This window comes from Bradyrhizobium sp. CIR48, from assembly GCF_014198315.1.
GTDB lineage: Bacteria > Pseudomonadota > Alphaproteobacteria > Rhizobiales > Xanthobacteraceae > Bradyrhizobium.
The window spans coordinates 346100-367713 of the sequence record NZ_JACIHG010000007.1; the positions used below are offsets into that span (position 1 = coordinate 346100).

Annotated in this window: 23 protein-coding genes, 1 tRNA gene and 1 pseudogene; 8 read left to right on the plus strand and 17 right to left on the minus strand. The window is 65.1% G+C overall.

Features of this window, described 5'->3' with window-relative positions; translation table 11 throughout:
* The first annotated feature begins 142 nt into the window (after positions 1-142).
* Complete coding sequence (locus tag GGD66_RS23175; protein ID WP_183259086.1) at positions 143-1009, plus strand: oxaloacetate decarboxylase; 867 nt, start codon at positions 143-145, stop codon at positions 1007-1009.
* Complete coding sequence (locus GGD66_RS23180) at positions 1006-1305, plus strand: acylphosphatase (RefSeq protein WP_018320639.1); 300 nt, start codon at positions 1006-1008, stop codon at positions 1303-1305. The genes GGD66_RS23175 and GGD66_RS23180 overlap by 4 nt, the downstream gene beginning before the upstream one ends.
* A gap of 68 nt (positions 1306-1373) precedes the next feature.
* On the opposite strand, the gene GGD66_RS23185 is transcribed toward GGD66_RS23180, so the two are convergent.
* Entirely contained in the window at positions 1374-2894 is a 1521-nt protein-coding gene (locus tag GGD66_RS23185; RefSeq protein ID WP_092260062.1) for a PAS domain-containing sensor histidine kinase, read from the minus strand.
* A gap of 144 nt (positions 2895-3038) precedes the next feature.
* Between GGD66_RS23185 and GGD66_RS23190 the strand changes: the two genes are divergently transcribed.
* The 3 genes from GGD66_RS23190 to GGD66_RS23200 are packed head-to-tail and all read left to right on the plus strand — an operon-like array spanning position 3039 to position 5711.
* Positions 3039-3596 carry a GbsR/MarR family transcriptional regulator gene (locus GGD66_RS23190; RefSeq protein ID WP_183259087.1) on the plus strand — a complete coding sequence of 186 codons (558 nt, stop codon included), beginning with the start codon at positions 3039-3041 and terminating at the stop codon, positions 3594-3596.
* A gap of 16 nt (positions 3597-3612) precedes the next feature.
* Positions 3613-4278, plus strand: a complete 666-nt coding sequence (locus GGD66_RS23195; protein ID WP_183259088.1) for a DUF4166 domain-containing protein — start codon at positions 3613-3615, stop codon at positions 4276-4278.
* On the plus strand, positions 4275-5711 hold the full coding sequence (locus GGD66_RS23200; protein WP_183259089.1) for a TIGR01777 family oxidoreductase: 1437 nt from the start codon (positions 4275-4277) through the stop codon (positions 5709-5711). Before GGD66_RS23195 ends, GGD66_RS23200 begins: the two co-directional genes overlap by 4 nt.
* Positions 5712-5715: 4 nt before the next feature.
* On the opposite strand, the gene GGD66_RS23205 is transcribed toward GGD66_RS23200, so the two are convergent.
* Entirely contained in the window at positions 5716-6570 is an 855-nt protein-coding gene (locus tag GGD66_RS23205) for a LysR family transcriptional regulator (RefSeq protein WP_092260054.1), read from the minus strand.
* A gap of 113 nt (positions 6571-6683) precedes the next feature.
* Here GGD66_RS23205 and GGD66_RS23210 point away from each other — a divergent pair, with 113 nt between their 5' ends.
* Positions 6684-7106, plus strand: coding sequence for a 4-oxalocrotonate tautomerase family protein (locus GGD66_RS23210; protein ID WP_092260052.1), 423 nt, complete (start codon positions 6684-6686; stop codon positions 7104-7106).
* Positions 7107-7196: 90 nt separating this feature from the next.
* Here the strand turns inward: GGD66_RS23210 and lipB are convergent, their stop codons facing one another.
* The gene (lipB, locus tag GGD66_RS23215; RefSeq protein WP_092260050.1) at positions 7197-7934 is read right to left on the minus strand and encodes a lipoyl(octanoyl) transferase LipB; all 738 of its coding nucleotides are present in this window, start codon (positions 7932-7934) and stop codon (positions 7197-7199) included.
* A gap of 95 nt (positions 7935-8029) precedes the next feature.
* Here lipB and GGD66_RS23220 point away from each other — a divergent pair, with 95 nt between their 5' ends.
* Together GGD66_RS23220 and GGD66_RS23225 are read left to right on the plus strand one after the other, a co-directional pair.
* The gene (locus tag GGD66_RS23220) at positions 8030-8272 is read left to right on the plus strand and encodes a FliM/FliN family flagellar motor switch protein (RefSeq protein WP_011088012.1); all 243 of its coding nucleotides are present in this window, start codon (positions 8030-8032) and stop codon (positions 8270-8272) included.
* A gap of 194 nt (positions 8273-8466) precedes the next feature.
* Positions 8467-8551 (plus strand) — tRNA-Leu (locus tag GGD66_RS23225).
* 16 nt (positions 8552-8567) lie between these two features.
* On the opposite strand, the gene GGD66_RS23230 is transcribed toward GGD66_RS23225, so the two are convergent.
* The 14 genes and pseudogenes from GGD66_RS23230 to GGD66_RS23295 all read right to left on the minus strand — a co-directional run bounded on the left by GGD66_RS23230 (position 8568) and on the right by GGD66_RS23295 (position 21599).
* A complete protein-coding gene (locus tag GGD66_RS23230) occupies positions 8568-8747 on the minus strand; it encodes a hypothetical protein (protein WP_092260048.1) in 180 nt (59 codons plus the stop codon).
* Complete coding sequence (gene zigA, locus GGD66_RS23235; RefSeq protein WP_092260046.1) at positions 8744-9958, minus strand: zinc metallochaperone GTPase ZigA; 1215 nt, start codon at positions 9956-9958, stop codon at positions 8744-8746. Before zigA ends, GGD66_RS23230 begins: the two co-directional genes overlap by 4 nt.
* Before the next feature lie 226 nt (positions 9959-10184).
* Positions 10185-10894: pseudogene (locus GGD66_RS23240) on the minus strand (DUF2182 domain-containing protein).
* A 164-nt stretch (positions 10895-11058) separates the two neighbouring features.
* Positions 11059-11688, minus strand: coding sequence for a DUF1326 domain-containing protein (locus GGD66_RS23245; protein ID WP_183259090.1), 630 nt, complete (start codon positions 11686-11688; stop codon positions 11059-11061).
* A 235-nt stretch (positions 11689-11923) separates the two neighbouring features.
* Positions 11924-12898 (minus strand): tripartite tricarboxylate transporter substrate-binding protein, encoded by a 975-nt coding sequence (locus GGD66_RS23250; protein ID WP_183259091.1) that lies wholly within the window; start codon positions 12896-12898, stop codon positions 11924-11926.
* A 24-nt stretch (positions 12899-12922) separates the two neighbouring features.
* Positions 12923-13639, minus strand: a complete 717-nt coding sequence (locus tag GGD66_RS23255) for a GntR family transcriptional regulator (RefSeq protein WP_018320628.1) — start codon at positions 13637-13639, stop codon at positions 12923-12925.
* A 23-nt stretch (positions 13640-13662) separates the two neighbouring features.
* A complete protein-coding gene (locus GGD66_RS23260; RefSeq protein WP_183259092.1) occupies positions 13663-14403 on the minus strand; it encodes an SDR family oxidoreductase in 741 nt (246 codons plus the stop codon).
* 22 nt (positions 14404-14425) lie between these two features.
* A complete protein-coding gene (locus GGD66_RS23265) occupies positions 14426-15196 on the minus strand; it encodes an SDR family oxidoreductase (protein ID WP_183259093.1) in 771 nt (256 codons plus the stop codon).
* A gap of 15 nt (positions 15197-15211) precedes the next feature.
* Complete coding sequence (locus GGD66_RS23270) at positions 15212-15592, minus strand: carboxymuconolactone decarboxylase family protein (RefSeq protein WP_179738530.1); 381 nt, start codon at positions 15590-15592, stop codon at positions 15212-15214.
* A 41-nt stretch (positions 15593-15633) separates the two neighbouring features.
* The gene (locus tag GGD66_RS23275; protein ID WP_183259094.1) at positions 15634-16872 is read right to left on the minus strand and encodes an ABC transporter substrate-binding protein; all 1239 of its coding nucleotides are present in this window, start codon (positions 16870-16872) and stop codon (positions 15634-15636) included.
* Between the two features lie 35 nt (positions 16873-16907).
* The gene (locus GGD66_RS23280) at positions 16908-18158 is read right to left on the minus strand and encodes an ABC transporter substrate-binding protein (protein ID WP_018320623.1); all 1251 of its coding nucleotides are present in this window, start codon (positions 18156-18158) and stop codon (positions 16908-16910) included.
* Between the two features lie 36 nt (positions 18159-18194).
* Positions 18195-18902 (minus strand): ABC transporter ATP-binding protein, encoded by a 708-nt coding sequence (locus tag GGD66_RS23285; RefSeq protein WP_018320622.1) that lies wholly within the window; start codon positions 18900-18902, stop codon positions 18195-18197.
* Positions 18889-20661 carry an ABC transporter permease subunit gene (locus GGD66_RS23290; RefSeq protein WP_177237276.1) on the minus strand — a complete coding sequence of 591 codons (1773 nt, stop codon included), beginning with the start codon at positions 20659-20661 and terminating at the stop codon, positions 18889-18891. The genes GGD66_RS23285 and GGD66_RS23290 overlap by 14 nt, the downstream gene beginning before the upstream one ends.
* 2 nt (positions 20662-20663) lie before the next feature.
* Complete coding sequence (locus tag GGD66_RS23295) at positions 20664-21599, minus strand: branched-chain amino acid ABC transporter permease (RefSeq protein WP_092260030.1); 936 nt, start codon at positions 21597-21599, stop codon at positions 20664-20666.
* Between the last annotated feature and the right edge of the window lie 15 nt (positions 21600-21614).

Genomic DNA, 21614 nt, shown 5'->3' on the forward strand with positions numbered 1-21614 from the left:
TCCGGAGCACGACAGTCGACCCTCACCCTGAGGAGCCGCGCTTGCGCGGCGTCTCGAAGGGCGAGGCCACAGCCGGGCCTGCATCCTTCGAGACGCGCGCAAGAGCGCGCTCCTCAGGATGAGGATTTTGGAGTGAGGCACCATGGCCTTTCGTTCCCGCCGCGAGAAACTGCGCCTCATCCTGTCGGGCTCGGCCTGCATCCATCCGGGCTCGGTCTATGACGCGATCTCGATCCGCATCGCCGAGGACCTCGGCTTTCCGCTCGGCATGTTCGGCGGCTCGGTCGCCTCGCTCGCCGTGCTCGGCGACCCCGACGTCACGCTGATCACGCTCACCGAGCTTGCCGAGCAGATGCGGCGGATGTCGCGCGCCGCAGTGCTGCCGGTGCTGGTCGATGCCGATCACGGCTACGGCAATGCGCTCAATGTTCGTCGCACGGTGCAGGAGCTGGAGGCGGCCGGCGCCGCCGGTCTCACCATCGAGGACACGCTGCTGCCGGCTGCCTTCGGTGAGGCGAGGACGCAGCTGATCTCGCTTGAGGAAGGCGTCGGCAAGATGAAGGCCGCGCTCGATGGCCGCAGCGATGCCTCGCTGGTCATCATGGGCCGCACGGGAGCTGCCTCGATCACCTCGATCGAGGACGCGATCCGCCGCGCGCAGGCGTATGAAGCGACCGGGGTCGATGCGCTGTTCTTCACCGGCATCAAGTCGCGCGCGGAGCTCGAGGCCGTCGCGGCCGCCACGCGCCTGCCAATCGTGCTCGGTGGTGCGCCGGAGGAGCTGAGCGCGCTCGACTATCTCGCCGGCCAGCGCGTGCGTATCGCGCTTCAGGGCCACGCGCCGATCGCCGCTGCGACGCAAGCCGTGTATGAAACGCAGAAAGCGCTGCGCGAGGGCACGGCGCCGAAGGCGCTGAGAGGTCTGGCATCATCCGACCTGACCAGCCGCGTCATGCGCGAGGCCGACGTCAAGGCGCGTAGCGCCGACTTTCTCGGGCTGAAAAAATGAGCCGGGCGATCCTTCAGGTGATGATCCGCGGCCGCGTCCAGGGCGTCGGCTATCGCGCCTGGGTCGAGTACCAGGCGACTGCGAGCGGCCTTGAAGGCTGGGTCCGCAACCGCCGCGACGGCTGCGTCGAAGCGCTGTTCGCGGGCGCGCCAAAGCACGTCGCCGACATGGTCGCGCTATGCCGCCATGGCCCCCCGTCCTCGCGCGTCGACAGCGTGACGAGTGAGACGGCCAGCGCGGATGAGCTGAACCTGCGCAGGGCAGGGGAAGCGTTCTCGGTGTTGCCGACAGTGTAGGGCGGTCTCGCCGCACAGATGATGCGCTCCCTCGCCCCGTTCTTACGGGGAGAGGTGAAGACGAAGCCTCACCTTGGCAGTTTGGCGATTGCTTCGCTCAGCTCGTGGATTTCGTAGGGCTTGCGCAGGATCGGGAAATCGCCGCGCACGCCGGCGGCGACGTCGCTGTAGCCGGTGGCGAGCAGGATCGGCAGGCCAGGGCGGATCTGACGGAGGCGATGGGCGAGGCTGAGCCCGTCCATCTTGCCGGGCATGACGATGTCCGAGAACACGAAGTCGACGCCGTTTTTCTCGATCTCGCGCAAGGCGGCTTCGGCGTCGGCGACCCGGCGGACGTGGTAGCCCAGCTGCTCCAGCAGACCGATGCTGACCAGCGCCACGTCGGGATTGTCCTCGACCAGCAGCACCGTGCCGCTGCCTTGGAAGGATGGTCCCCCAGCCGTCTCTCGCGACGGCGTGTCTTCTCCGCGCGGCAACAGGATGGTGAACGTCGTGCCCTTGCCGAGTTCGCTTGCGACCTTCACCGTGCCGCCGGCCTGATGGGCGAAGCCGTGCACCTGGGACAGGCCAAGGCCGGTGCCCTTTCCGATCGGCTTGGTGGTGAAGAACGGCTCGAAGATCTTGTCGAGAACGTCGGAGGGAATGCCGAGCCCGGTATCGGTGACGTCGATTGCGACGAAGTCGCCGGCAAGCGGCGCCTCGTCCAGCACGACATTGTGCGCGCCGATCGTCACCGTGCCGCCGTCGGGCATCGCGTCGCGGGCATTGATGACGAGGTTGAGCATCGCGGTCTCGAGCTCGGAGGCGTCGGTCTTGACCGGCCAGACATCGTGGCCGATGTCGAAGGCCAGGCGTACGGAACTGCCGACGCCGGCATCGAGCACCTCGCGGATCTCCGCGATGCGTTCGGCGAAATCGATCGCCTGCGGATTGACGCTCTGCCGCCGCGCGAAGGTGAGGAGCTGGTTGGTCAGCGCCGCGCCGCGCTTGGTGGCGGTCTCGATCGCCGAGATCGCGCGCTGAACCTTGGCCGCGTCGTCGGGACCCCGCTTCAGCATGTGCAGGCTGCCGCTGATGATCATCAGGAGGTTGTTGAAGTCGTGCGCGACCCCGCCGGTGAGCTGTCCCAGCGCATCGAACTTCTGGGACTCGGCGAGCTGCTTCTGCATCGCCTCGAGCTTGAGCTGCGTATTGCGGCGTTCTGTGATGTCGCGTGTGATCTTGGCGAAGCCGACCAGCTCGCCGTCCTCGTAGATCGGGTCGATCACGACGCTTGCCCAGAAGAAGGTGCCGTCCTTGCGGACGCGCCAGCCTTCCTCCTCATAGCGGCCCTTTTCCCTGGCGATGCCGAGCGCGCGGGCCGGCTTGCCGTTGGCACGGTCGGTCTCGGTGTAGAAGCGGGAGAAATGCTGGCCGAGGATCTCCCCGGGCGAATAGCCCTTGATGCGCTCGCCGCCGATATTCCAGCTGGTGATGATCCCCCTGGGATCGAGCATATAGAGCGCGTAGTCCGCAACTCCCTCAACCAACAGCCGGAAACTGCGCTCGCTCTCGAACAAGTCTCGCTGTTGACTGAACTTTCCGATCATTCCGGGACCCTGCCTCGACGGGAGCAAACGCCACAGAAAGCGGATGGTTCCCTGAAGTTGGGACATTTTTAGGCAGATATCCCGCACCCGTATACGGGACGAAGCCCGCTTGACAAGGGGACGTTATCGTCAGATATTTCTGTAATGACAGAAATAACCGGAAAGAAGAAACTCCCAAGCGCCGTCGAGCGCTTCATCCTGCATTGGGGCGATATGGGGGATGAGTGGGGCGTCAATCGCTCGGTCAGCCAGATTCACGGGCTGCTCTATCTCGCCGAGGCGCCGATGACCGCCGAGGACATCGCCGACACGCTTGGCATGGCCCGCTCGAACGTCTCCAACTCACTCAGGGAGCTGCTCGCCTGGAACCTGATCCGGCGGGTGCCGATCCTCGGTGACCGCCGCGACCATTACGAGGCCGAGACCGACATCTGGGAGGTCGCCGCCAGGATAGCGGCGCGGCGCAAGGAGCGGGAGCTCGATCCGGCGATCACGGCGCTCAGGGCCTGCGTGTCCGATGCCGCCGGCGATCCCACCATCAATCCGGTCGCAGCCAAGCGGCTGAAGGAGATGCTTGCCTTCACCGAGCTCGCCGATCACTGGTTCATGCAGATGCTGAAGGTGCCGCGGCCGCGGCTGGTCGCCTTGATGCGGCTTGGCGAGAAGATCGTCAGCCTGCTGCCGCTGGGCAAGGCCAAATAGCGCTGAGGAGGGTGCGATGACGTCGGCTCGATTATCAGGCTCCAACGCATCGACCTCCACTCACACCAAACTGCTCGACGACCGCCGTTTCCGCGCGCTGCTGTCGGACGAGGATTGGGGCCGCCTGCCGCTCGCGACCTGGCGGCGTTTCTCCAAACGCGTCGCGGACGGCGAGAGCGTCGTCTATGTCGGCGTGGTCGACGAGGTCTCCTTCAGCGAGATCGGCTGGTGGTTCGCCCAGGCTGCGCGTCTGATCGGCGGGCCGCTGCCGACCGGCCGCGACACCGGTGTTCCCATGATCGTTACCGTGACTGAGGACGGCACGACCGGCGGTCAGACCTGGACCCGCATCTGCGCGCGCAAGCGCGGCTTTCCGCACGTGATCCATTCCGCCAAGCGTTTTGCCGGTCCGACCGGGCTCGAGGAATATGTCGGCTTCGGCGTCTCGATGGCGCTCCGCACCGCGGTCGAGGACCAGACGCTGACCTTCCGCAGCGCCGGTTATGGGCTCCAGCTCGGACGCCTGTGGATCCCCTTGCCGCGCTGGCTCACGCCGGGCGATCTCACGGTGACGCACCGCGATCTCGGCGAGGGCGCATTCCGCTTCACCCTCGATGTCATTCATCCACGTTTCGGCGCGCTGATCCACCAGTCCGCCACCTTCAGGGAGGCCGTATCATGACGCCGCTGTTGTGGACGCTCATCGCCATCCAGATCGTGATGGGCGTGTTCGACACCTTCTATCACCACGAATTCACCGAGCGCCTGGCCTGGCGGGTGTCGCAGCGCTTCGAGCTCAAGCTGCATGGCATCCGCAACATGCTCTATGCGCTGCTATTCCTCGTGCTCGGCTGGCTCGAGGTTTATGGATTGCTGGCGCTCCTGATCGTCGCGGTGCTGGTCGCCGAGATCGTCATCACGCTGATGGATTTCGTCGAGGAGGATCTGAGCCGGAAACTGCCGCCGAGCGAGCGCATCAACCACACGCTGCTCGCGATCAATTACGGCGCCATTCTGGTGCTGCTGCTGCCCGTGCTGATCGACTGGGCAATGCAGCCCTTTGGCGTGATCGTCGTCTATCAGGGTCTGCTCAGCATCGCCGCGACCGCCTGCGCGGTAGGTGCCGCGCTGTGCGGCCTCAGGGATTTTGCAGCGATGCGTCGGCTCGGCCGCATGCGCAGCGTTCCCGCCGAGGGGCTCGTCGAGAAGCTCCCCGGCCGCAAGACCGTGCTGATCACGGGCGCCACCGGCTTCATCGGCAGTCGCCTCGCGGCGAGCCTCAGCGCCGCAGGGCATCACGTCATCGCGCTGATCCGGCACCCCGCCAAGGCCGAGATGCTGCCGCCGCCGGTCACGCTGATCACCAGCCTCGATCAGCTCGCTTCGGACACGCCGATCGACGCCATCGTGAATCTCGCCGGCGAGCCGATCGGCAACGGCTTGTGGACCGAGGCGAAGCGGGCGAAGATTCTTGGCTCACGCATCGACATGACCGGTGAGGTCGTCAAACTGATCGCACGGCTCGATCGCAAGCCCGAGGTGCTGGTCAGCGGCTCCGCGATCGGCTGGTACGGATTGTGGGCCGACCAGGTACTGACGGAGTCCGCCAAGTCGCACGCCTGTTTCAGCCACGAGCTCTGCGCGGCGTGGGAGAAGGCGGCGTGGCCGGCGGAAGAGCTCGGCGTCCGTGTGGTCTGTTTGCGCATCGGCCTCGTGCTCGGCACCGAAGGCGGCTTCGTCACGCGCCTGCTGACGCCGTTCGAGTTCGGCCTCGGTGGTCCCATCGGCACCGGGCGGCAGTGGATGTCCTGCATCGAGCGCGACGATCTGATCCGGCTAATCGCCTATGTGATGGCAACGCCCGATCTGTCGGGCCCCGTCAACGCCACCGCGCCGATCCCCGTCACCAACGCAAAGTTCACCGAGGAGCTCGGCCGCCGCCTGCATCGGCCAGCGATCTTCCGCATTCCCGGCGGCCTGTTGCGCCGGATCGGCGGCGGCTTCGCCGACGAGCTGCTGCTTGGCGGTCAGCGAGTGCTGCCGAACAAGGCGCTGAGCCGGGGCTTTGTGTTCCGGCACGAGACGCTGCGTAGCGCGTTCGAGGCGATCCTGTGAGGCATCAGGTCGCCGCCGCACTCCGGAACGTCGCCGCCACCGCGCGTAGCGCCGCGAGCTTGGCGGGATCGCTGACCTTCGAATGCAGCATCACCTTCGAGCTGCCGAGTTTGGGCAGCTTGTGCGCGGGCCCGATGTCGACCAGCCCGGGAGGTGCGATCCGCCGCGCCAGCGGTGCAATCGCAAGTCCCGCTAGCGCCGCCGCGACCACCGCGGTGACGCCGCCGCCGACGAAGCGCTCGCGCCAGGCGAGACCGGCCTTGTCGAGCGCGCGCACGGCGACGGCGCGGACGCCGCAGGGCGGGGCGAGGGTCGCAAGCGGCAGCGCTTCGCCCTTCGGCAGCGTGAAGCGTCGTGCGGCGAACCAGCCGAACCCGTCCTCCGTCAGCTTCTCGCCGCCGCGGCGGCTGCCTTCCTGGCGCACGATCACAGCATCCAGTTCGCCGGCGTCATAGGCATCCTGCATCTCGCGCGAGAAGCCGATGGTGACGGCGAGGGTGAGATTTGACGACATCGCGTGCAGGCGTTCCAGCAGCGGGACCAGTTCGGGGCCTGCCGCGTGATCGGAGATGCCGAGCGAGAGCGATTGCGCAGCCGGGGCCTCGCCGGACAGCGCGCGGTCATGCGCCGCCATCAGCGCGCGGGCGCGATCGAGGAAGCTGGCGCCTTCGGCCGTGAGCCGGACCGCGCGCGGCGAGCGCTCGACGAGGCGTTTTGCCAGCAATGTTTCCAGCCTCTGCAGTTTGAGACTGACCGCCGCCTGGGTCGTGCCTAGCGCCTCCGCGGCGCGGGTGAAGCTCTGGAGGTCGGCGACCAGCAGGAAGGCCTTGATCGTGGCGATGTCGAGGGTGGCTGTCATTATGTATCATTATCACTGGTATCAATAGAGATAAGATATCAAAATGGCGAGGGGAGGTCTAGCTTCTCACCAACGCCGCGCAAATCCCGCGCTGCATCTTGAGGAGAGCCACCATGCCGCTGATCACCGTGTCCTACGCCTCGTCCCGCCAGTCGCCCTCGCTGAAGGCCGACATCGCCAACGCCGTGTCCGAGCTCACGGCAAAAATCCTGCACAAGGATCCCAAGGTGACTGCCATCATCGTGAAATCGGTGGAGGCCGGTGACTGGTTCGCCGGCGGCAAGTCGCTCGCCGAGCAGAAGCTCGCCAGCTACTGGCTCGATATCCACGTCACCGAAGGCACCAACACCAAGGACGAAAAGGCGGCCTATCTCGCCGCCATGTTCAAGCGCATGGCCGAGATTTTGGGCCCGCTGCATCCCGAGACCTATGCGCATGTCGACGAGGTCAAGGGCGATGCCTACGGTTTCGGCGGCCTCACCCAGGAGCGCCGCTACATCGCCGGCAAGCTCGACGTGTCGCTGCAGGCGGCGTGAGGCTGAAGCCGCGGGTGAGCCATCTCACCCGCGGCCTGATCGTCAGCTTGCTGCCCGGAACTGAACTTCGGAATTGTTCAGGAAGCAATGCTAGGCGGCCGCTTCCGGCACCAACGCCTTGGTTGGCCCGAACAGCTCCTCGAACGCCTGCCGAAGCGCGATGTCGACCTCAGCCATGGTCACGAGCTGGCCGAGATCGACCAGAGAGGTGACGCCGTAGCGGGGATCGACCACGCCGCACGGTACGATGCCGGCGAAATGCGACAGGTCCGGCTCGACATTGATGGCGATGCCGTGGAACGAGACCCAGCGCTTCAGCCGTACGCCGATCGCCGCGATCTTGTCCTCGTAACCTTCGCCCTTGTCGGGCCGCCTGACCCAGACGCCGACCCGGTCCTCGCGCCGCTCGCCGCGGACATTGAAGGCGGCGAGCGTGCGCAGAATCAGCTCCTCCAGGCTCGCGACATAGGCCCGGACGTCCGGCCGACGGCGCTTGAGGTCAAGCATGACATAGGCAACCCGCTGGCCCGGCCCGTGATAGGTGAGCTGCCCGCCGCGCCCGGTGGCGAAGATCGGGAATCGGGGATCGCGCAGGTCGCTGTCCTTGCCCGAGGTGCCGGAGGTGTAGAGCGGGGGGTGTTCGAGCAGCCAGACCAGCTCCGGGGCCTCGCCCGCGGCAATGGCGGCGACCCGGGCTTCCATGGCGGCCACCGCCTCCGGATAGGGCACTGGCGCGTCGGAGATGCGCCACTCCACGGGCTGGCCGCGGGACGCCGAAAACGACGTCAAATCCAGCTCTTGGCGCGGGTTTTGGGGCAAATTAACCATTGGCTAACCATAACGTGGTGATCATTGCAGGCGCAAATGCCAAGGCCTTGTTCTAAGTCCTTGGTCCTTAGTCCCTGGTTGCGGCGGTCCTGACAGTGCCCACTCTCGATAAAGTCACCGTGGATCTCATGGTCGTCCTCGGGACGACCACGATGCCGATCCATCAAGTATTACGTCTTTCCCGCGGCGCCATCATCGAGCTGGACGCAACCGAGGCCGATGAGGTCAAGGTTTTGGCCAATAATCTGCCGGTCGCCTCCGGCGTCGTGCTGGTCGACCGCAACCGGATCGCGGTCGAGGTCAAGCAGATGCTGCCGCGCACGCCGGGGACCCGATAGGGGGACGTGGTCGCGGCCCGGGCATGCGGTAGGGCACTGGACCTGCGGTAAGGGCCGATTCGGGGGAAGGCCAGGAACTTTCCTGCAAAGCTGTGGAATTCAGGGCCTTTGCAGGCTTGTACCCCTCTGATGGATTTGTTAGATCGGCGCCGTTGATCCGGCCGGCCTTCAAGCCTCAAGCCGGCATCCCCAAAGCGCTCGTGGCGGAACTGGTAGACGCGCTGCCTTGAGGTGGCAGTGAGTAAAATCGTGGGGGTTCGAGTCCCTCCGAGCGCACCACCTTCATCCCTTATTATTATTTGGGCTGGATTTCGGCGGCCGCCTCGTGCGCCGCCCATTGATCTGACGGATCATGCGCGCAGCCGCTGGCGGGGACGTCCGGCGGGAAGATGCTGTCGTAGATCGCACGCGCCTCGCGGATGAGGCGCTGCCGCTCGAGTTCGGATTTCGAGACGAAGCGGACGACGTTGCTCATTCGCGTTCCACGACTTCGTTCGCGCGCCGCCAGACCGGAAACGGGTCTGCGAGCTTCGCCCATTCCGTGACGTTCATGGCCGGCTTGCCCGGCACAAGGCAGGCATCCAGGCGTGCGCGGAGCGCGCGCTCGTCCATGCCCGCGCCGATGAACACGATTTCCTGACGACGATCGCCATAGACGTCGTTCCAGTTCGCGCGCAATCGCTTGCGCCAGAACGGGTCGTCCGGCCAGCGTTCTGCAGGCACGCTCGCCCACCAGAATCCAAGGGCCTCGGTGCGCGTGATCGCGCCGGCCTGGCTGATCTCGCCCAGCCATTGCGGCCGCGTTGCCAGCCAGAAATGTCCCTTGGCGCGAATGACGCCGGGCCAGGGCTCTCGCACGAACTTGTCGAATCTTTCGGGATCGAACGGCCGGCGCGCGCGATAGACGAAGCTGCTCACGCCGTATTCCTCCGTCTCCGGCACGTGATCGGCAAAGCCGTAGAGTTCCTTGAACCAGAGCGGATGCGCTTGCGCCTTTTCGAGGTCGAACCGGCCGGTGTCGAGAATGCGATCGAAGGCGACCCGGCTGTGGTTGGTTTCGATCAGCTCCGCTTCCGGATTAAGCGCGCGGATGATCTTTCGCGCTGCTTCGCGTTGTGCCGGCGAGGCGTCATCGACCTTGTTGAGCACGATCACGTCGGCAAATTCGATCTGCTCGACGAGCAGATCGACCAGCGTGCGCTTGTCGTTCGCCAGCGCTTCGCCGCGCAGCTCCAGGAAATCCGTCGATGAATAATCCCTCAGAAGATTCACCGCGTCGACCACGGTGACCATGGTGTCGAGGCGTGCCACGTCGGAGAGGCTTTCGCCGTCCTCGGCACGGAAGTCGAAGGTCGCTGCAACCGGCAGCGGCTCGGAGATGCCGGTGGATTCGATCAGCAGATAATCGAACCGGTCGTTTTCGGCGAGGGCGCGCACCTCCTTCAGGAGGTCGTCGCGCAGCGTGCAGCAGATGCACCCGTTGGTCATCTCGACGAGCTTCTCGTCAGTCCTGGACAGGTTCGCACCGCCACCACGGACCAAATCCGCATCGATGTTCACCTCGCTCATGTCGTTGACGATCACCGCCACTTTCAGGCCGTGCCGGTTGTTCAGGACGTGGTTCAGCAAAGTGGTCTTTCCAGCCCCGAGGAAGCCGGACAAGACGGTGACGGGGAGTTTGCGCATGGAGATCGAACAGTCTTTTCAAGGGGATAGGGTGACGGTTGGGCATCGGGACCAGATATGTAATGTTATAACATTACATTCATTGTCGGCGTCCTCGTCAAGCCGTTTTGCGACTCAGCTGGAGTTACGAACGTTCAAGTGATTGTTCTTTGCCCTGCACGGAGCGGCGGGGCAGGCAAAATGCCGGACGGCTCGAAGGACGAGCGGCGGCCCGTTCAGAGGTTGCTCACGACTGCGGCAAGAACACCAGCAGCCAGGCGCCCGCGGCCACACATGCAATCCCTGCAGCGCGCGCGATCCATCGTCCGATCGGCGTAACTTTCTCCAGGAGGACAAGCAGCGCCAAAACCGCGATCCAGAGCACGTTCATTATTCCGCCGACGAACAACAGCGCCATCAAGATCCAGCAGCAACCGACACAATAGCCTCCGTGCCGAAGTCCCAGCAGCAGGCAGCCGCGCAAGTCGCTACGAAAGCCGCCATGGCGCATCAGGAACAGAAACGGCGACTGGCATTGGGCGAGACAGACGTTCTTCAACGGCGTCCATTGATAGACACCCGCCGCGACCAGCACGATGGCGCCGAGCAGGTTGCTTGCGAGCGCCATCCGGGATCCAGCAAGGTGGCCCGCTCGACCGCCCATTGGAGAAAGGTGGCTGCCAGCGAAAAGCCGCACCAGGCGAGGAGATAACCGGCCGCAAACCAGCCGGTCGCGGCGAACGGCTTGCCCTGTGCTTTGCCCTGTCGGCCTACGCGGGCGTACATCAGGATCATGGGCGCAGCCGAGGGGGCCATCATTCCGATCATCATCACCGCCCACATCAGGAGCACGTAGGCGAACTCGAAGGTTCGCCACGGCTCGCTCGTCGGCGGCATGATTCCGATCCCGGCCGGGATCATGCGGAATCCGGTCATGTCCATGCCGCCCATGTCCATGTCGTGGGCGAGCCAGAGCACATAGGTCCATGCCAGCGCGACAATGAGGCCGATCGCGCCGCCGACGATCCAGCGATCGCGACGCAGCACGGTTTCAAGTGGGCTGTCCTTCATTTGCGATCGAAATTGGCGGCCCTGACGCAGGCCGGTATCGGAAGTCTACATCACGCCTGGTTCGACCAGCGGATCGGCGCATAGAGGCCGTTCCTGCCGGAGTTATCCCAGCGCATGCCATGATCGCTGAAAGTATTGCCCGCGGCGCCGACGGCCATCACCATGGCATCGGGGCTGACCGGATGGCCGATGTTCGCCCACATCTCCCCGCTCGGATGCATGGTTGGCAGGGGATCGACGGACATGTGCAGGATGCCGGGGATTTCCGCGGACCGCGTCTTGCCGTCGATCCGGAACGTGATCGGGACCTTGCGCACCCCCAGGTTCTTGCTGATCAGCGGCGCGAACGCGGCCATCGGACCGCCGGCACCGCCGGTGAAGATCGCAGCCAGGGCCTCGGTCTGCTCATCACTGGCGCGCTGGTCTATATAGGCGGCGATCGACCAATCTCCGTCCGCCATGACCCCAGGTGCGTGGAGGATGACGAGCACATTCAGTCCATCGAGCGCGATCTCACCATAGCGTCCGCTTTCGATGTGGAAGATCAGCGGTACGTTGCAGAAGCCCTCGGTCGGTCTCGCGGTCAACGGCGGCGCCGCCGACACCAGACAGGGACACACGATGCTGCAACTGCAATTCTCGAAATAGTCACCGGAAAGGTGCCATGGGACATCCGCCATTGCTCGCTCCCGCTAGGCCGAACCCGATAGATGCTTTCGAATGAGCTACGTAGAGTTGAAAATTACGCCTCGCGACGAAGTCCCGCAATGGGGCTCGGCCGACCTACGGAAAAGTGCACCGATCAGCTGGAACTGCACCTGAACTCTCAACGCGGCCGCCACTCGAGTGCCCCAAAGTCAATATTCCCTTGAAATCTCGGATATTTCTGCACGTTGATCAGAACGTGGCGCGAACCTACTGCGGCTCGATTCCGGCCGCTTTGATGATCCGTCCCCATTTGCCGATCTCGGCTTTCAGGAACGTCTCGAGAGCTTCCGGCGTCGCGCGCTCGGGCTCGACCGGCGCCATGCTGAGCTCGGCAAAGCGGCTGATCAGCGCGGGATCCTTCAGCGCCGTCTGCAGTGCGCCCACGAGATGATCGACGACGGGCTTGGGCGTGCCGCGCGGTGCGTAGAGACCGTACCAGGTCGTGACATTGAACTCGGGAACGCCGGCTTCAGCCGAGGTCGGCACATCAGGCAGCGTCGCGACACGCGTCTTGCTGGTGATGGCATAGCCCTTGATCGTCTTCGACTGGATGTACGGCGTCGGCCCTGTCGCGGGATCGCAATAGACGTCGATATGGCCAGCGATGACGTCGTTCAGCGCCGGCCCGCCGCCCTTGTAGTAGATCGGGGTGAGCTTGGTGTCCGTGGCGCTCATGAACATCAGGCCGCAGAGCTGCGAGGCCGAGCCGAGACCGACATTGCCGAAAGTGACCTTGTCACCGGCATTGCGGATGTGCGTGACCAGCTCGGTGAGATCCTTGGCCGGAAAGTTCGGCCGCGCCACCAGGATCATCGGGACGTCGGTGACCAGCCCGATCGGGGCGAAGTCGCCGACCGGGTCGAACGGCAGCTTGGCATAGAGGGCAGGGGCGGTGGCCTGGCCGACATGCATCAGCAGCAGCGTGTAGCCATCCGCGGCCGCCTTGGCGACGCGGTTGGTGCCGAGCGTGCCGCCGGCACCGACGACATTCTCGATGACGATGGACTGTTTCAGTGTCGCGCTCATGGCGCTGCCGAGGATACGCGCGATGACGTCGCCGGGACCGCCGGCGGAGAACGGCACGATGACCGTGACCGGGCGGGCGGGGTAGTCGTCGGCGATCGCCGCATCGCGAGGGCAGAGCAGGAGGAACAGGATCAGCGATCGTACGAGAAACTTCATCGAACACTCCCTGGCGGCGTTGTTCTAGTCGTCGGAAGGCGCCGCCTCCTTGGCCGCCGACGATTTTTCGATCATGTCGAGCGCGGCCACCGCAGCCGCATTGATGTGGTCGACGCAGCAACGCTCGGCGAGATCCGGATCGCCGTTCTGGATCGCGCGCCAGATCGCGGTGACCTCGCGAAGGCTCTTGTTGATCCGCTTCGGCTGCGACATCGAGGTGATCCGCAGCAGCTGGATGCGATCGTGCAGCGGCTTGAGCATGCGCTCGATGAAGGCATTGCGGCAGCCGCCGATCAGCGCCGCGTAGAAATCGGTCTTGGCTTCGAGGCTGCCGACGAGGTCCTGCTTGGCGGCGGCGGCCTTCAGCCGTGTCAGGGCGTCGCCGATCCGGCGCGCGACCTCGGGGTCGTGAAGCCTGGCGCATTCGCGGCCGGCGAAGCCCTCGAGCACCGCGCGTGCCGCGTAGAGCTGCCGGGCCTCTTCGAGGCTGATCGTGGACACGACGGGGCCGCGGTGCGGAACCGTATTGACCAGCCCGTCGGCTTCGAGCGCACGCAGCGCTTCGCGGATCGAGGGGCGGCTGACGCCCATCATCTCGCAAAGCTCGCGCTCGACCAGGCGCTGGCCCGGCTTCAACGTTCCCGACATGATCGCCTCACGCAGCTTCTGCGCCACCATCGCCCGGACGGTCGGGACGTCCTCGATGCGGAGTGTCGACTGCAATTCGCGGCGTCTTTCCATGTCCGGGTCCTGTTCGGGAAAACTCAGTACCGGTTTACAGGCAGAATCATCATTTCGGCAATTTGAACGTGGGCGGGCTGGTCGAGGGCGAAGACAATGGAGCGGGCGATATCGGCCGGATCGAGCGCCATCCTGAACTGGTCGAAATAGTCCTTTTCCTTCTGCTGATCGCCGCGGTAGCGAGTCAGGATGATATTGGTCCGGGTCAGGCCGGGCTGCAGCTCGGTGACCCGGATCGCGGTGTCCGCCAGCTCGCCCCGGACGGTCTCGGTGAACATGTGCACGCCCGCCTTGCTGGTGCTGTACGCCGCCATGTCGGGCACGATCCGCACCGCGTTGATGGAGCTGATGTTGACGACATGGCCGGCGTTGCGCTGGACCATGCCGGGAAGGATCGCGCGCGTCACGCGCATCAGGCCGATCAGATTGGTCTGGATGATGTTGGACCAGTCGTCCGCAGAACCGATGTCGAAGCGCGTCCGGCCGCCGATGTCGTGGCCGGCATTGTTGATGAGAATTTCGACCGGCTTGAAGCGGGCGGGAATGGCGTTCGGCAGGGCATCCACAGCCTTGGCGTCGCTGATGTCGAGTTGGATCGGAAATACCGCGTCGCCGCACGTTGCCGCGAATTCCTGCAGCGCCTTGGCGTCGCGATCGACCAGCACGACGCGGCGGCCGCTGTCGAGCAGCGCCTTGGTGATGGCCCGTCCCATACCGCCGGCGGCACCGGTCAGCACGACGGTTTGTCCCGATTGTTCAGTCATCGCAGCACTCCCATTCCAGTTCTCATGCAACCGACCAACCGCCGTCGATCGGCAGGCTGGCGCCGGTGATGTCGTTTGCGGCCGGACCGCAGAGGAAGACGACCATGGCGGCGACCGCATCCATTTCGATGAAGCGCTGCGTCGGCTGGCGCTCGCCGAGATAGTCGCGGGTGACGTCGTCGACCGGACGATTGCTGCTCGAAGCCATCGTCGCGATCTTGTTGAGGATGGCCGGCGTCGGCAGCGTGCCGGGGCAGAGCGTGTTGCAGGTGATGCCGCTGCGCGCCGTCTCGATGGCCACCGCGCGGGTCATGCCTGCGATCGCTGTCTTGGTGGTGACGTAGTCGATGCGGTCCTCGACCGCGCGGCTTGAATAGATCGAGCCCATGTTGATGATCCGGCCCCAGCCGCGCTGCTTCATCGCCGGCAGCGCCAGGCGGATGAGGTGAAACGGCGCCGACAAATTGACGGCGAGGGCCTGGTCCCAGCGCTCGGGCGGAAACTGGTCGATGGCAGAGAAATGCCGCACGACGGCGTTGTTGACGAGGATGTCGATGGCGCCGCAGCGATAGAGCAGATCCGCCATCATGGGCTCGATCGCCTCGCGCCGGGACAGATCGGCGCCGGCTGCGATGACCTCGACGCCGAAGCGGGCGCGCAGATCATCTGCGGCCTGTTTCGGCTGAGCGAGGTCGTGAAGGACGATATTGGCGCCCGCGCCGGCAAGGCCTTCCGCGACGGCGAAGCCGAGGCCCGCGGTCGCACCGGTCACGAGTGCCCATTTGTCCTTCATCGCAGCCACGCTCCGCTACGTCTTGTCGAGCTCGGCGAAGACTTCCTTCGCGTTCCGGAAGGCATCGACGCCCGCCGGCACGCCGCAATAGATCGCGACCTGCATGAAGACCTCGCGGATTTCCTCCTTGGTCGCGCCATTGGCGAGCGCGCCGCGGACATGGGTCTTCAGCTCGTGCGGGCGATTGAGCGCGCAGAGCATTGCGAGGTTGAGGAAGCTGCGTGTCTTGCGGGTGAGGCCCTCGCGGCCCCAGACGTAACCCCAGCAATATTCCGTGGTCAGATCCTGCATCGGCCGGTTGAAGTCGTCCGCGGATGCGATCGCCTTGTCGACGAATTCGTTGCCGAGCACGCTCTTGCGGATTTCGAGGCCGCGGTCGTAGGTCGCCTTGTCCATTGTGGTCTCCGTTTCTTGGTTTGGCGTTGTCAGCTCTTAGGTCAGCTCTTGGGCCAGAACGGTTTTGCCAGGGCGAGTTCGGGCGGGAACACCGTGACTGGAATGCCGGCTTGCCACTGTACGATGGTCATGCCCGCGCCAACGCGGCGGCCTTTCTCGTCGAACTTGATCTCGCCCAGCGGGTAATATTTCGAGGGGCCGCCATCCATGGTGCGCAGCGCTTCGCCGACGGCGACGCGATCGGCCTTGCCGGCCTTCTCCAGCGCGTCCTTGATCACCCACATGTCGCCATAGGTGGAGATCGCGTTCTGCGTCATCCACGGCTCCTTGTAGCGGGTCTTCAACTCGGCGATCAGCGCCTCATGGCCCTTGGCGCCCCAGCTGGCGACGCAGGTCAACACGCCCTGGAGCAGCTCCGGGCTGACGGTCTGCAGCATGTCGGGCTCGGCGATCGCGATGCCGAACGAGATCGTCGGCACCTTGCCCTGGCCGAGGCCGAACTCGTTCATCTTCTCGAGCAGCAGCTTTGCGTCCGAGATCACGGTCGGCAGGAAGAACAGTAAATCGGGCTTGGCCGAACGGATCTTCTGCACCAGCGATGTCGCATCCGCCAGCGGCGGCGTGAACGTCTCGTCGACGATCAGCTGCAGCTGGTTCTCCGCCAGCAGGCCGTCGCGCATCGCCTTGGCCGAGGCGATCGAGGCCCCCGTGTTATCGGTGAGGATCGCGACCGTCTTCGGCCGCTTGCCCGAGGCGGTCTCCGCCAGCTTGATGATCTGGGGCAGCGCCTGCCCTGCCTGCGATCCCGCCGTGGCTGCGGTCTGGAACACGTACTTGAATCCGCGCTCGGTGATGAGATCGGAGTAGGAGAGGGTGAGCATCGGCAGGTTGGCGCGCTCGGTCACTTCAGTCACGGCGAGGGTGAACGAGGACAGATAGGCGCCGCTGGCCGCGACCAGATCGGTCTCCTGCGCCACCATGCGCTGTGCCGCGTTCTTGGCCTTCTCGGTGGTGTCGCCGGAATCCAGCACCACGAGCTTCAGCTTGGCGCCGCCGAGCGCCTTGACGCCGCCTTGCGCGTTGATGTGGTCGATCGCCATCTCGGCGCCTTCGCGCATCACCGTTCCCGGGCGGGCATAGAGTCCCGAGATCGGCACAAGCAGGCCGACCTTCACTTCAGAAGGTTGCTGCGCCCAGCCGGCGCGGGACGCGATCAGCGTGCCGGAGGCGCCGGCCAGCAGCGTTCGCCGCGATATCGTGATCTTGCTCTTGGCAGTCATGACAATTCTCCTCCCTGAAAAATTGCGCGACGTTGTCAGGATTTCTTCGGCCAGAACGGCTGCGCCTGCGCGAGCTCGGGCGGATAAACGGTGACAGGCACGCCCGATTGCCATTGCACGATGACGACGCCGGCGCCGACCCGGCGGCCCTTCTCGTCGAATTTGAGCTGACCGCCCGGATAATATTTCGAGGGACCGGCATCCATGGTGCGGAAGGCCTGCGCGACCGCGTTGCGGTCGGCCTTGCCGGCCTTCTCCAGGGCTTCCTTCATCAGCCACATGTCGCCATAGGTCGAGATGACGTTCTGCGTCATCCAGGGCTCCTTGTATTTGGTCTTGAGCTCGGCGATCAGCGCCTCGTGGCCCTTCGAGCCCCAATTGGCGACGATGGTCATGATGCCTTGCACCGTCTCCGGGCTGACGCTCTGCAGCATGTCGGGCTCGGCGATGGTGATGCTGAAGGACACGGTCGGGATCTTGCCCTGGCCGAGGCCGAACTCGCTGATCTTCTCGAGGCCCAGCTTGGCGTCCGACACCGCATTTGGCATGAACAGCAGCAGATCGGGCTTGGCCGAACGAACCTTCTGGATCAGCGGCGTCGCATCCGACAGCGGCGGGGTCCAGACTTCCTCGACGACGAGCTGGAGGCCCTCCTGCGCGAACAGCCGCTCCTTGAGAGCCTTGGCGGTTGCCACCGACGTCGCGGTGTTGTCCATCAACATCGCCACGGTCTTCGGCTTCTTGCCCGAGGCGTTCTCGGCGAGCTTCATCAGCGTCGGCAGGCCGAGCTCGGACTGGCGGCTCGCGGTCGCGGCGGTCTGGAAGATGTATTTGAAGCCGCGGTCAGTCAGCAGGTCCGAATAGGACAGCGTCAGCACCGGCAGTTCGGCGCGCTCGGTCACCTCGGTGACGGCCAACGTGAAGGAGGACAGATAGGAGCCGGTGGCGGCGACCAGATCAGGCTCCTGCGCCACCATGCGCTGCGCCGCGTTCTTGGCTTTTTCTGTGGTATCGCCGCAGTCGATCACGACCAGCTTCAGCTTAGCGCCGCCGAGCGCCTTGATGCCGCCCTGCGCGTTGATGTGCTCGATGCCCATCTCGGCGCCCATCTTCATCACCTGGCCGGGGCGGGTGTAGATGCCCGACAGCGGCACGATCAGTCCGACCTTGATCTCGCCAGGTGCCTGCGCGCGCGCTACACCGGCGAGGCCGACGGCCGCGGCGCCGGAGAGCACGGTGCGGCGCGTGAGGCCCGTCGATATTTTACTCTTCGATGTCTTGTCCATTTTGTTTGCTCCCTGGTCCCTGTTTTTTTATCGTCGTCACATGCCGAGATAGGCCTTCCGCACGCGGTCGTCGGCGCGCAGCGTGGCGTTGTTGCCTTCGAGCACGACGTGTCCGGCTTCGAGGACATAGCCGTGATCGGCGGATTCCAGCGCTTCCGCGACCCGCTGCTCGACCAGCAGCATGGTCAGCCCGGACTGGCGCCGGATCTCGATCAGCCGCTCGAAGATGAAGTCCGCAGTCGAGGGCGCCAGCCCCATTGAGGGCTCGTCCAGCATCAGAAGCTTCGGGGAGGAGGCGAGGCCGCGGCCGATCGCGAGCATCTGCTGCTGGCCGCCGGACATCGTGCCCGCGAATTGATCGCGGCGCTCCTTCAGCACCGGCAGCCATTCGAAGATGCGTTCGATATTGGCCTGCCAGTCCCGCCGGCCGCTTTCGGTCATCGCGCCCATCTCCAGATTCTCCATCACGGTCAGTGACGGGAAGACCTGGCGTCCCTCCGGGACGTGGGCGATGCCGAGATGGGCGCGCTGTGGCGGCGGCACCGCGAGCAGATCGACGCCGTCGAACGTGATCGCGCCGCCGCTCGGCTTGACGATGCCGGAGATCGTCTTGAACAGCGTGGTCTTGCCGGCGCCGTTGGGTCCGACGATCGCGACGAACTGGCCCGCGCCGACATTGATCGAGACGTCGTTCAGGACGGGCTTGGCCGAATAGCCCGCGCTCAATCGCTCAATTCGCAGCATGGCCCACCCATTTCTTGCCGAGATAGGCCTCGATCACGCGGTTGTCGCGCGTCACCACTTCCGGCAGGCCTTCGGTGATGACGGCGCCGTGGTCGAGCACGAGGAATCTGTCGACCAGCCGGACCATCGCCTGCATGGTGTGCTCGATGATCGCGATGGTCATGCCGTCGCGCGCGAGCTGCTGGATCACGGCGACGACCTCGTCGGCCTCGCCGTGGCCGAGGCCCGCGAGCGTCTCGTCGAGCAGCAGGATGCGCGGCTGGCCGGCGATCGCGCGGGCGAGCTCCATCAGCCGCAGCTCCTTGGTCGAGAGCTCTCCGGCGACGCGGTCGGCGACGGCAGAGAGCCCGACGCGGGCGACCGCGTCGGCGGCCATCTTGCGCGCCTCATCGTCGGTGCGGGCGCGCACATAGGCGCCGACCACGACATTGTCGAGGATCGACATGCGCAGGAACGGCCGCATCACCTGGAAGGTGCGGCCGATGCCGGCCTCGCAGATCACGTGCGGCCGCTGGCCCGACATGTTGCGGCCGTCGATCAGCACCTCGCCCTGGCTCGGCTTGAGGAAGCCGTTGAGGAGATTGAACAGCGTGGTCTTGCCGGCGCCGTTGGGCCCGATGATGCCGAGAATCTCGTTCTTGTGCAGCCTGAAGCTGACGTCCTGCACGGCCTTGAGGCCGCCGAAGGAGCGCGAGAGGTTCTTCACTTCGAGCACGACCTCGCCGGTGGCGGCACGCTGTCGCGCAGCCGGCTTCAGGGCCGTCACGTTGGCAGCTGCTGCTTCCGGTGTATCACTGACCGCCGCCTTGGATGCGGTGCGCTTGCGCAGGAGGTCGCGCAGCTTCCAGAACAGGCCTTCCGGCGCGAGCAGGATGACGCAGACGATGGCGATGCCGAAGATGACGCCCTGAATGCCGGGGATGCGCGCGCCGGCTTCGGCGTGCAGGATCTCGGCGAGCGGGATCAGGATCACCGAGCCGATCACCGGGCCCCAGACCGTGCCGACGCCGCCGAACATCGCGACCGTCAGCGCCTGCGCGGACACCAGCATGCCGAACACCGATGCCGGGGTCACGACCAGCAGCACCTGCGCGTAGAACCCGCCGATGGCGGCGGCGATCGCCCCGCTCAGCGTGATCGCGCGCAGCTTCCAGGCCAGCGTGTTGATGCCGGCGGCTTCGGCCGCAGCCTCATTCTGCTTGATCGCGAGCAGCGCCATGCCGAAGCGGGATCGCTCGATCACCTGTGTCAGAACGATGGTGGCGAGCATGAGCGCCAGCCCAAGCAGCGTGTAGAGGTGCGGATCGGCGAACTGCATGTAGGCGATCGGCGCCTCGCGCTTGATCGGAAGCGTCACCTCCTGGAAGCCGAGCCATTCGAACACGTAGAGAATGGCGAGCGGGTAGGCGAGCATTGCCAAGGCGAAGTAGTGGCCCTGCAGGCGGAAGGTCGGAAAACCGATCAGGAGCCCGGCGATGCCGCCGAGCATGGCGGCGACCGGGATGAGCAGCCAGGGCGAGATGTCGAAATAGATCTGGCCGAGCGCGGTCGCGTAAGCGCCGATCCCGAAGAAGGCGGCATGGCCGAACGAGATCAGGCCGGTGTAGCCGCTGAGCAGGTTCCACGACAGCCCGAACACCGCCCACACCGGGACCAGCGTCAGGATCAGCTGATAGTAGGAGTTAGTGACGCCGAGCGACACGACCGCATAGGCGAGCGTGAAGAGCAGGGGAGGCAGACAGGAGCGCATCCGCAGCATGGTCACGTCCTCTCGACCATGCGCCCGAAGAAGCCCTGCGGACGGAAGAAGATGATGAGGAGGAAGACGGCGAAGATCGCGGCGTTCTGCAATTGCGTCGGCAGGATGAGCGTCGACATCTGCTGCACGAGGCCGATCGTCATGCCACCCCAGAACGCGCCGATGATGCTGCCCATGCCGCCGAGCACGACGCCGGCATACATGACGATGACGTATTCAAGACCGACGAAGGGGTGGAACGGGTAGTTGGTGGCGAGCAGGCCGCCGGCGATCGCGGTGATGCCGCAGCCGAGCGCGAAGGCGGTGCGATGCGCGCGGTCGACGTCGATGCCCATATAGGTCGCAGCCGTCGGATTGTCCGCGGCGGCGCGGAGCGACTTGCCGATCCGCGTGCGCGTGATCAGCAGCGACAGAAAGACCATGATCGCCAGCGAGACGATCATATCGATGCTGCGAGCCTTGTTGAGGAAGATGCTCATGTCGAAGAAGGGCCCGAGCTCCCAGGCCGAGCTCGACAGCGGCGTGCGGATCGAGGCCAGCACGGAGCCGAACACGATGAGGCCGCCGTTCTGCAGGATCAGCGCGATGCCGAGCGTGAGGATGAGCTGGGCGTAATGGCCTTCGCCTTCGAGCGAGGCGGTGCGCGTGCCTGACACGTGCGAGATCAGCGCCCGATGCACGAAATAGCCGAACAGTGCGAGCACCGGCCCGGCCAGCAGGATGGCGACGAACGGCCCGACGGCATTGCCGAACAATGTCTGGATGCCGGCGGCGGTGAAGAGATAGAAGGCGGTGTACATGCCGAGCATCATGAAATCGCCATGGGCGAAGTTGATGACGCGCATGACGCCGAAGATCAGGCCGAGCCCGACGCACATCAGGCCGTAGACGGCGCCGATCAAAAGCCCCGCGGCGAGCGCTTGCAGGAATCCTTCCATCAGCCCCGCCTCCGC

Coding starts and splice junctions, on each gene's coding strand:
- GGD66_RS23175 (WP_183259086.1), top strand. CDS start 143: ATGGCCTTTCGTTCCCGCCGCGAGAAACTGCGCCTCATCCTGTCGGGC.
- GGD66_RS23180 (WP_018320639.1), top strand. CDS start 1,006: ATGAGCCGGGCGATCCTTCAGGTGATGATCCGCGGCCGCGTCCAGGGC.
- GGD66_RS23185 (WP_092260062.1), bottom strand. CDS start 2,894: ATGATCGGAAAGTTCAGTCAACAGCGAGACTTGTTCGAGAGCGAGCGC.
- GGD66_RS23190 (WP_183259087.1), top strand. CDS start 3,039: ATGACAGAAATAACCGGAAAGAAGAAACTCCCAAGCGCCGTCGAGCGC.
- GGD66_RS23195 (WP_183259088.1), top strand. CDS start 3,613: ATGACGTCGGCTCGATTATCAGGCTCCAACGCATCGACCTCCACTCAC.
- GGD66_RS23200 (WP_183259089.1), top strand. CDS start 4,275: ATGACGCCGCTGTTGTGGACGCTCATCGCCATCCAGATCGTGATGGGC.
- GGD66_RS23205 (WP_092260054.1), bottom strand. CDS start 6,570: ATGACAGCCACCCTCGACATCGCCACGATCAAGGCCTTCCTGCTGGTC.
- GGD66_RS23210 (WP_092260052.1), top strand. CDS start 6,684: ATGCCGCTGATCACCGTGTCCTACGCCTCGTCCCGCCAGTCGCCCTCG.
- lipB (WP_092260050.1), bottom strand. CDS start 7,934: ATGGTTAATTTGCCCCAAAACCCGCGCCAAGAGCTGGATTTGACGTCG.
- GGD66_RS23230 (WP_092260048.1), bottom strand. CDS start 8,747: ATGAGCAACGTCGTCCGCTTCGTCTCGAAATCCGAACTCGAGCGGCAG.
- zigA (WP_092260046.1), bottom strand. CDS start 9,958: ATGCGCAAACTCCCCGTCACCGTCTTGTCCGGCTTCCTCGGGGCTGGA.
- GGD66_RS23245 (WP_183259090.1), bottom strand. CDS start 11,688: ATGGCGGATGTCCCATGGCACCTTTCCGGTGACTATTTCGAGAATTGC.
- GGD66_RS23250 (WP_183259091.1), bottom strand. CDS start 12,898: ATGAAGTTTCTCGTACGATCGCTGATCCTGTTCCTCCTGCTCTGCCCT.
- GGD66_RS23255 (WP_018320628.1), bottom strand. CDS start 13,639: ATGGAAAGACGCCGCGAATTGCAGTCGACACTCCGCATCGAGGACGTC.
- GGD66_RS23260 (WP_183259092.1), bottom strand. CDS start 14,403: ATGACTGAACAATCGGGACAAACCGTCGTGCTGACCGGTGCCGCCGGC.
- GGD66_RS23265 (WP_183259093.1), bottom strand. CDS start 15,196: ATGAAGGACAAATGGGCACTCGTGACCGGTGCGACCGCGGGCCTCGGC.
- GGD66_RS23270 (WP_179738530.1), bottom strand. CDS start 15,592: ATGGACAAGGCGACCTACGACCGCGGCCTCGAAATCCGCAAGAGCGTG.
- GGD66_RS23275 (WP_183259094.1), bottom strand. CDS start 16,872: ATGACTGCCAAGAGCAAGATCACGATATCGCGGCGAACGCTGCTGGCC.
- GGD66_RS23280 (WP_018320623.1), bottom strand. CDS start 18,158: ATGGACAAGACATCGAAGAGTAAAATATCGACGGGCCTCACGCGCCGC.
- GGD66_RS23285 (WP_018320622.1), bottom strand. CDS start 18,902: ATGCTGCGAATTGAGCGATTGAGCGCGGGCTATTCGGCCAAGCCCGTC.
- GGD66_RS23290 (WP_177237276.1), bottom strand. CDS start 20,661: ATGCTGCGGATGCGCTCCTGTCTGCCTCCCCTGCTCTTCACGCTCGCC.
- GGD66_RS23295 (WP_092260030.1), bottom strand. CDS start 21,599: ATGGAAGGATTCCTGCAAGCGCTCGCCGCGGGGCTTTTGATCGGCGCC.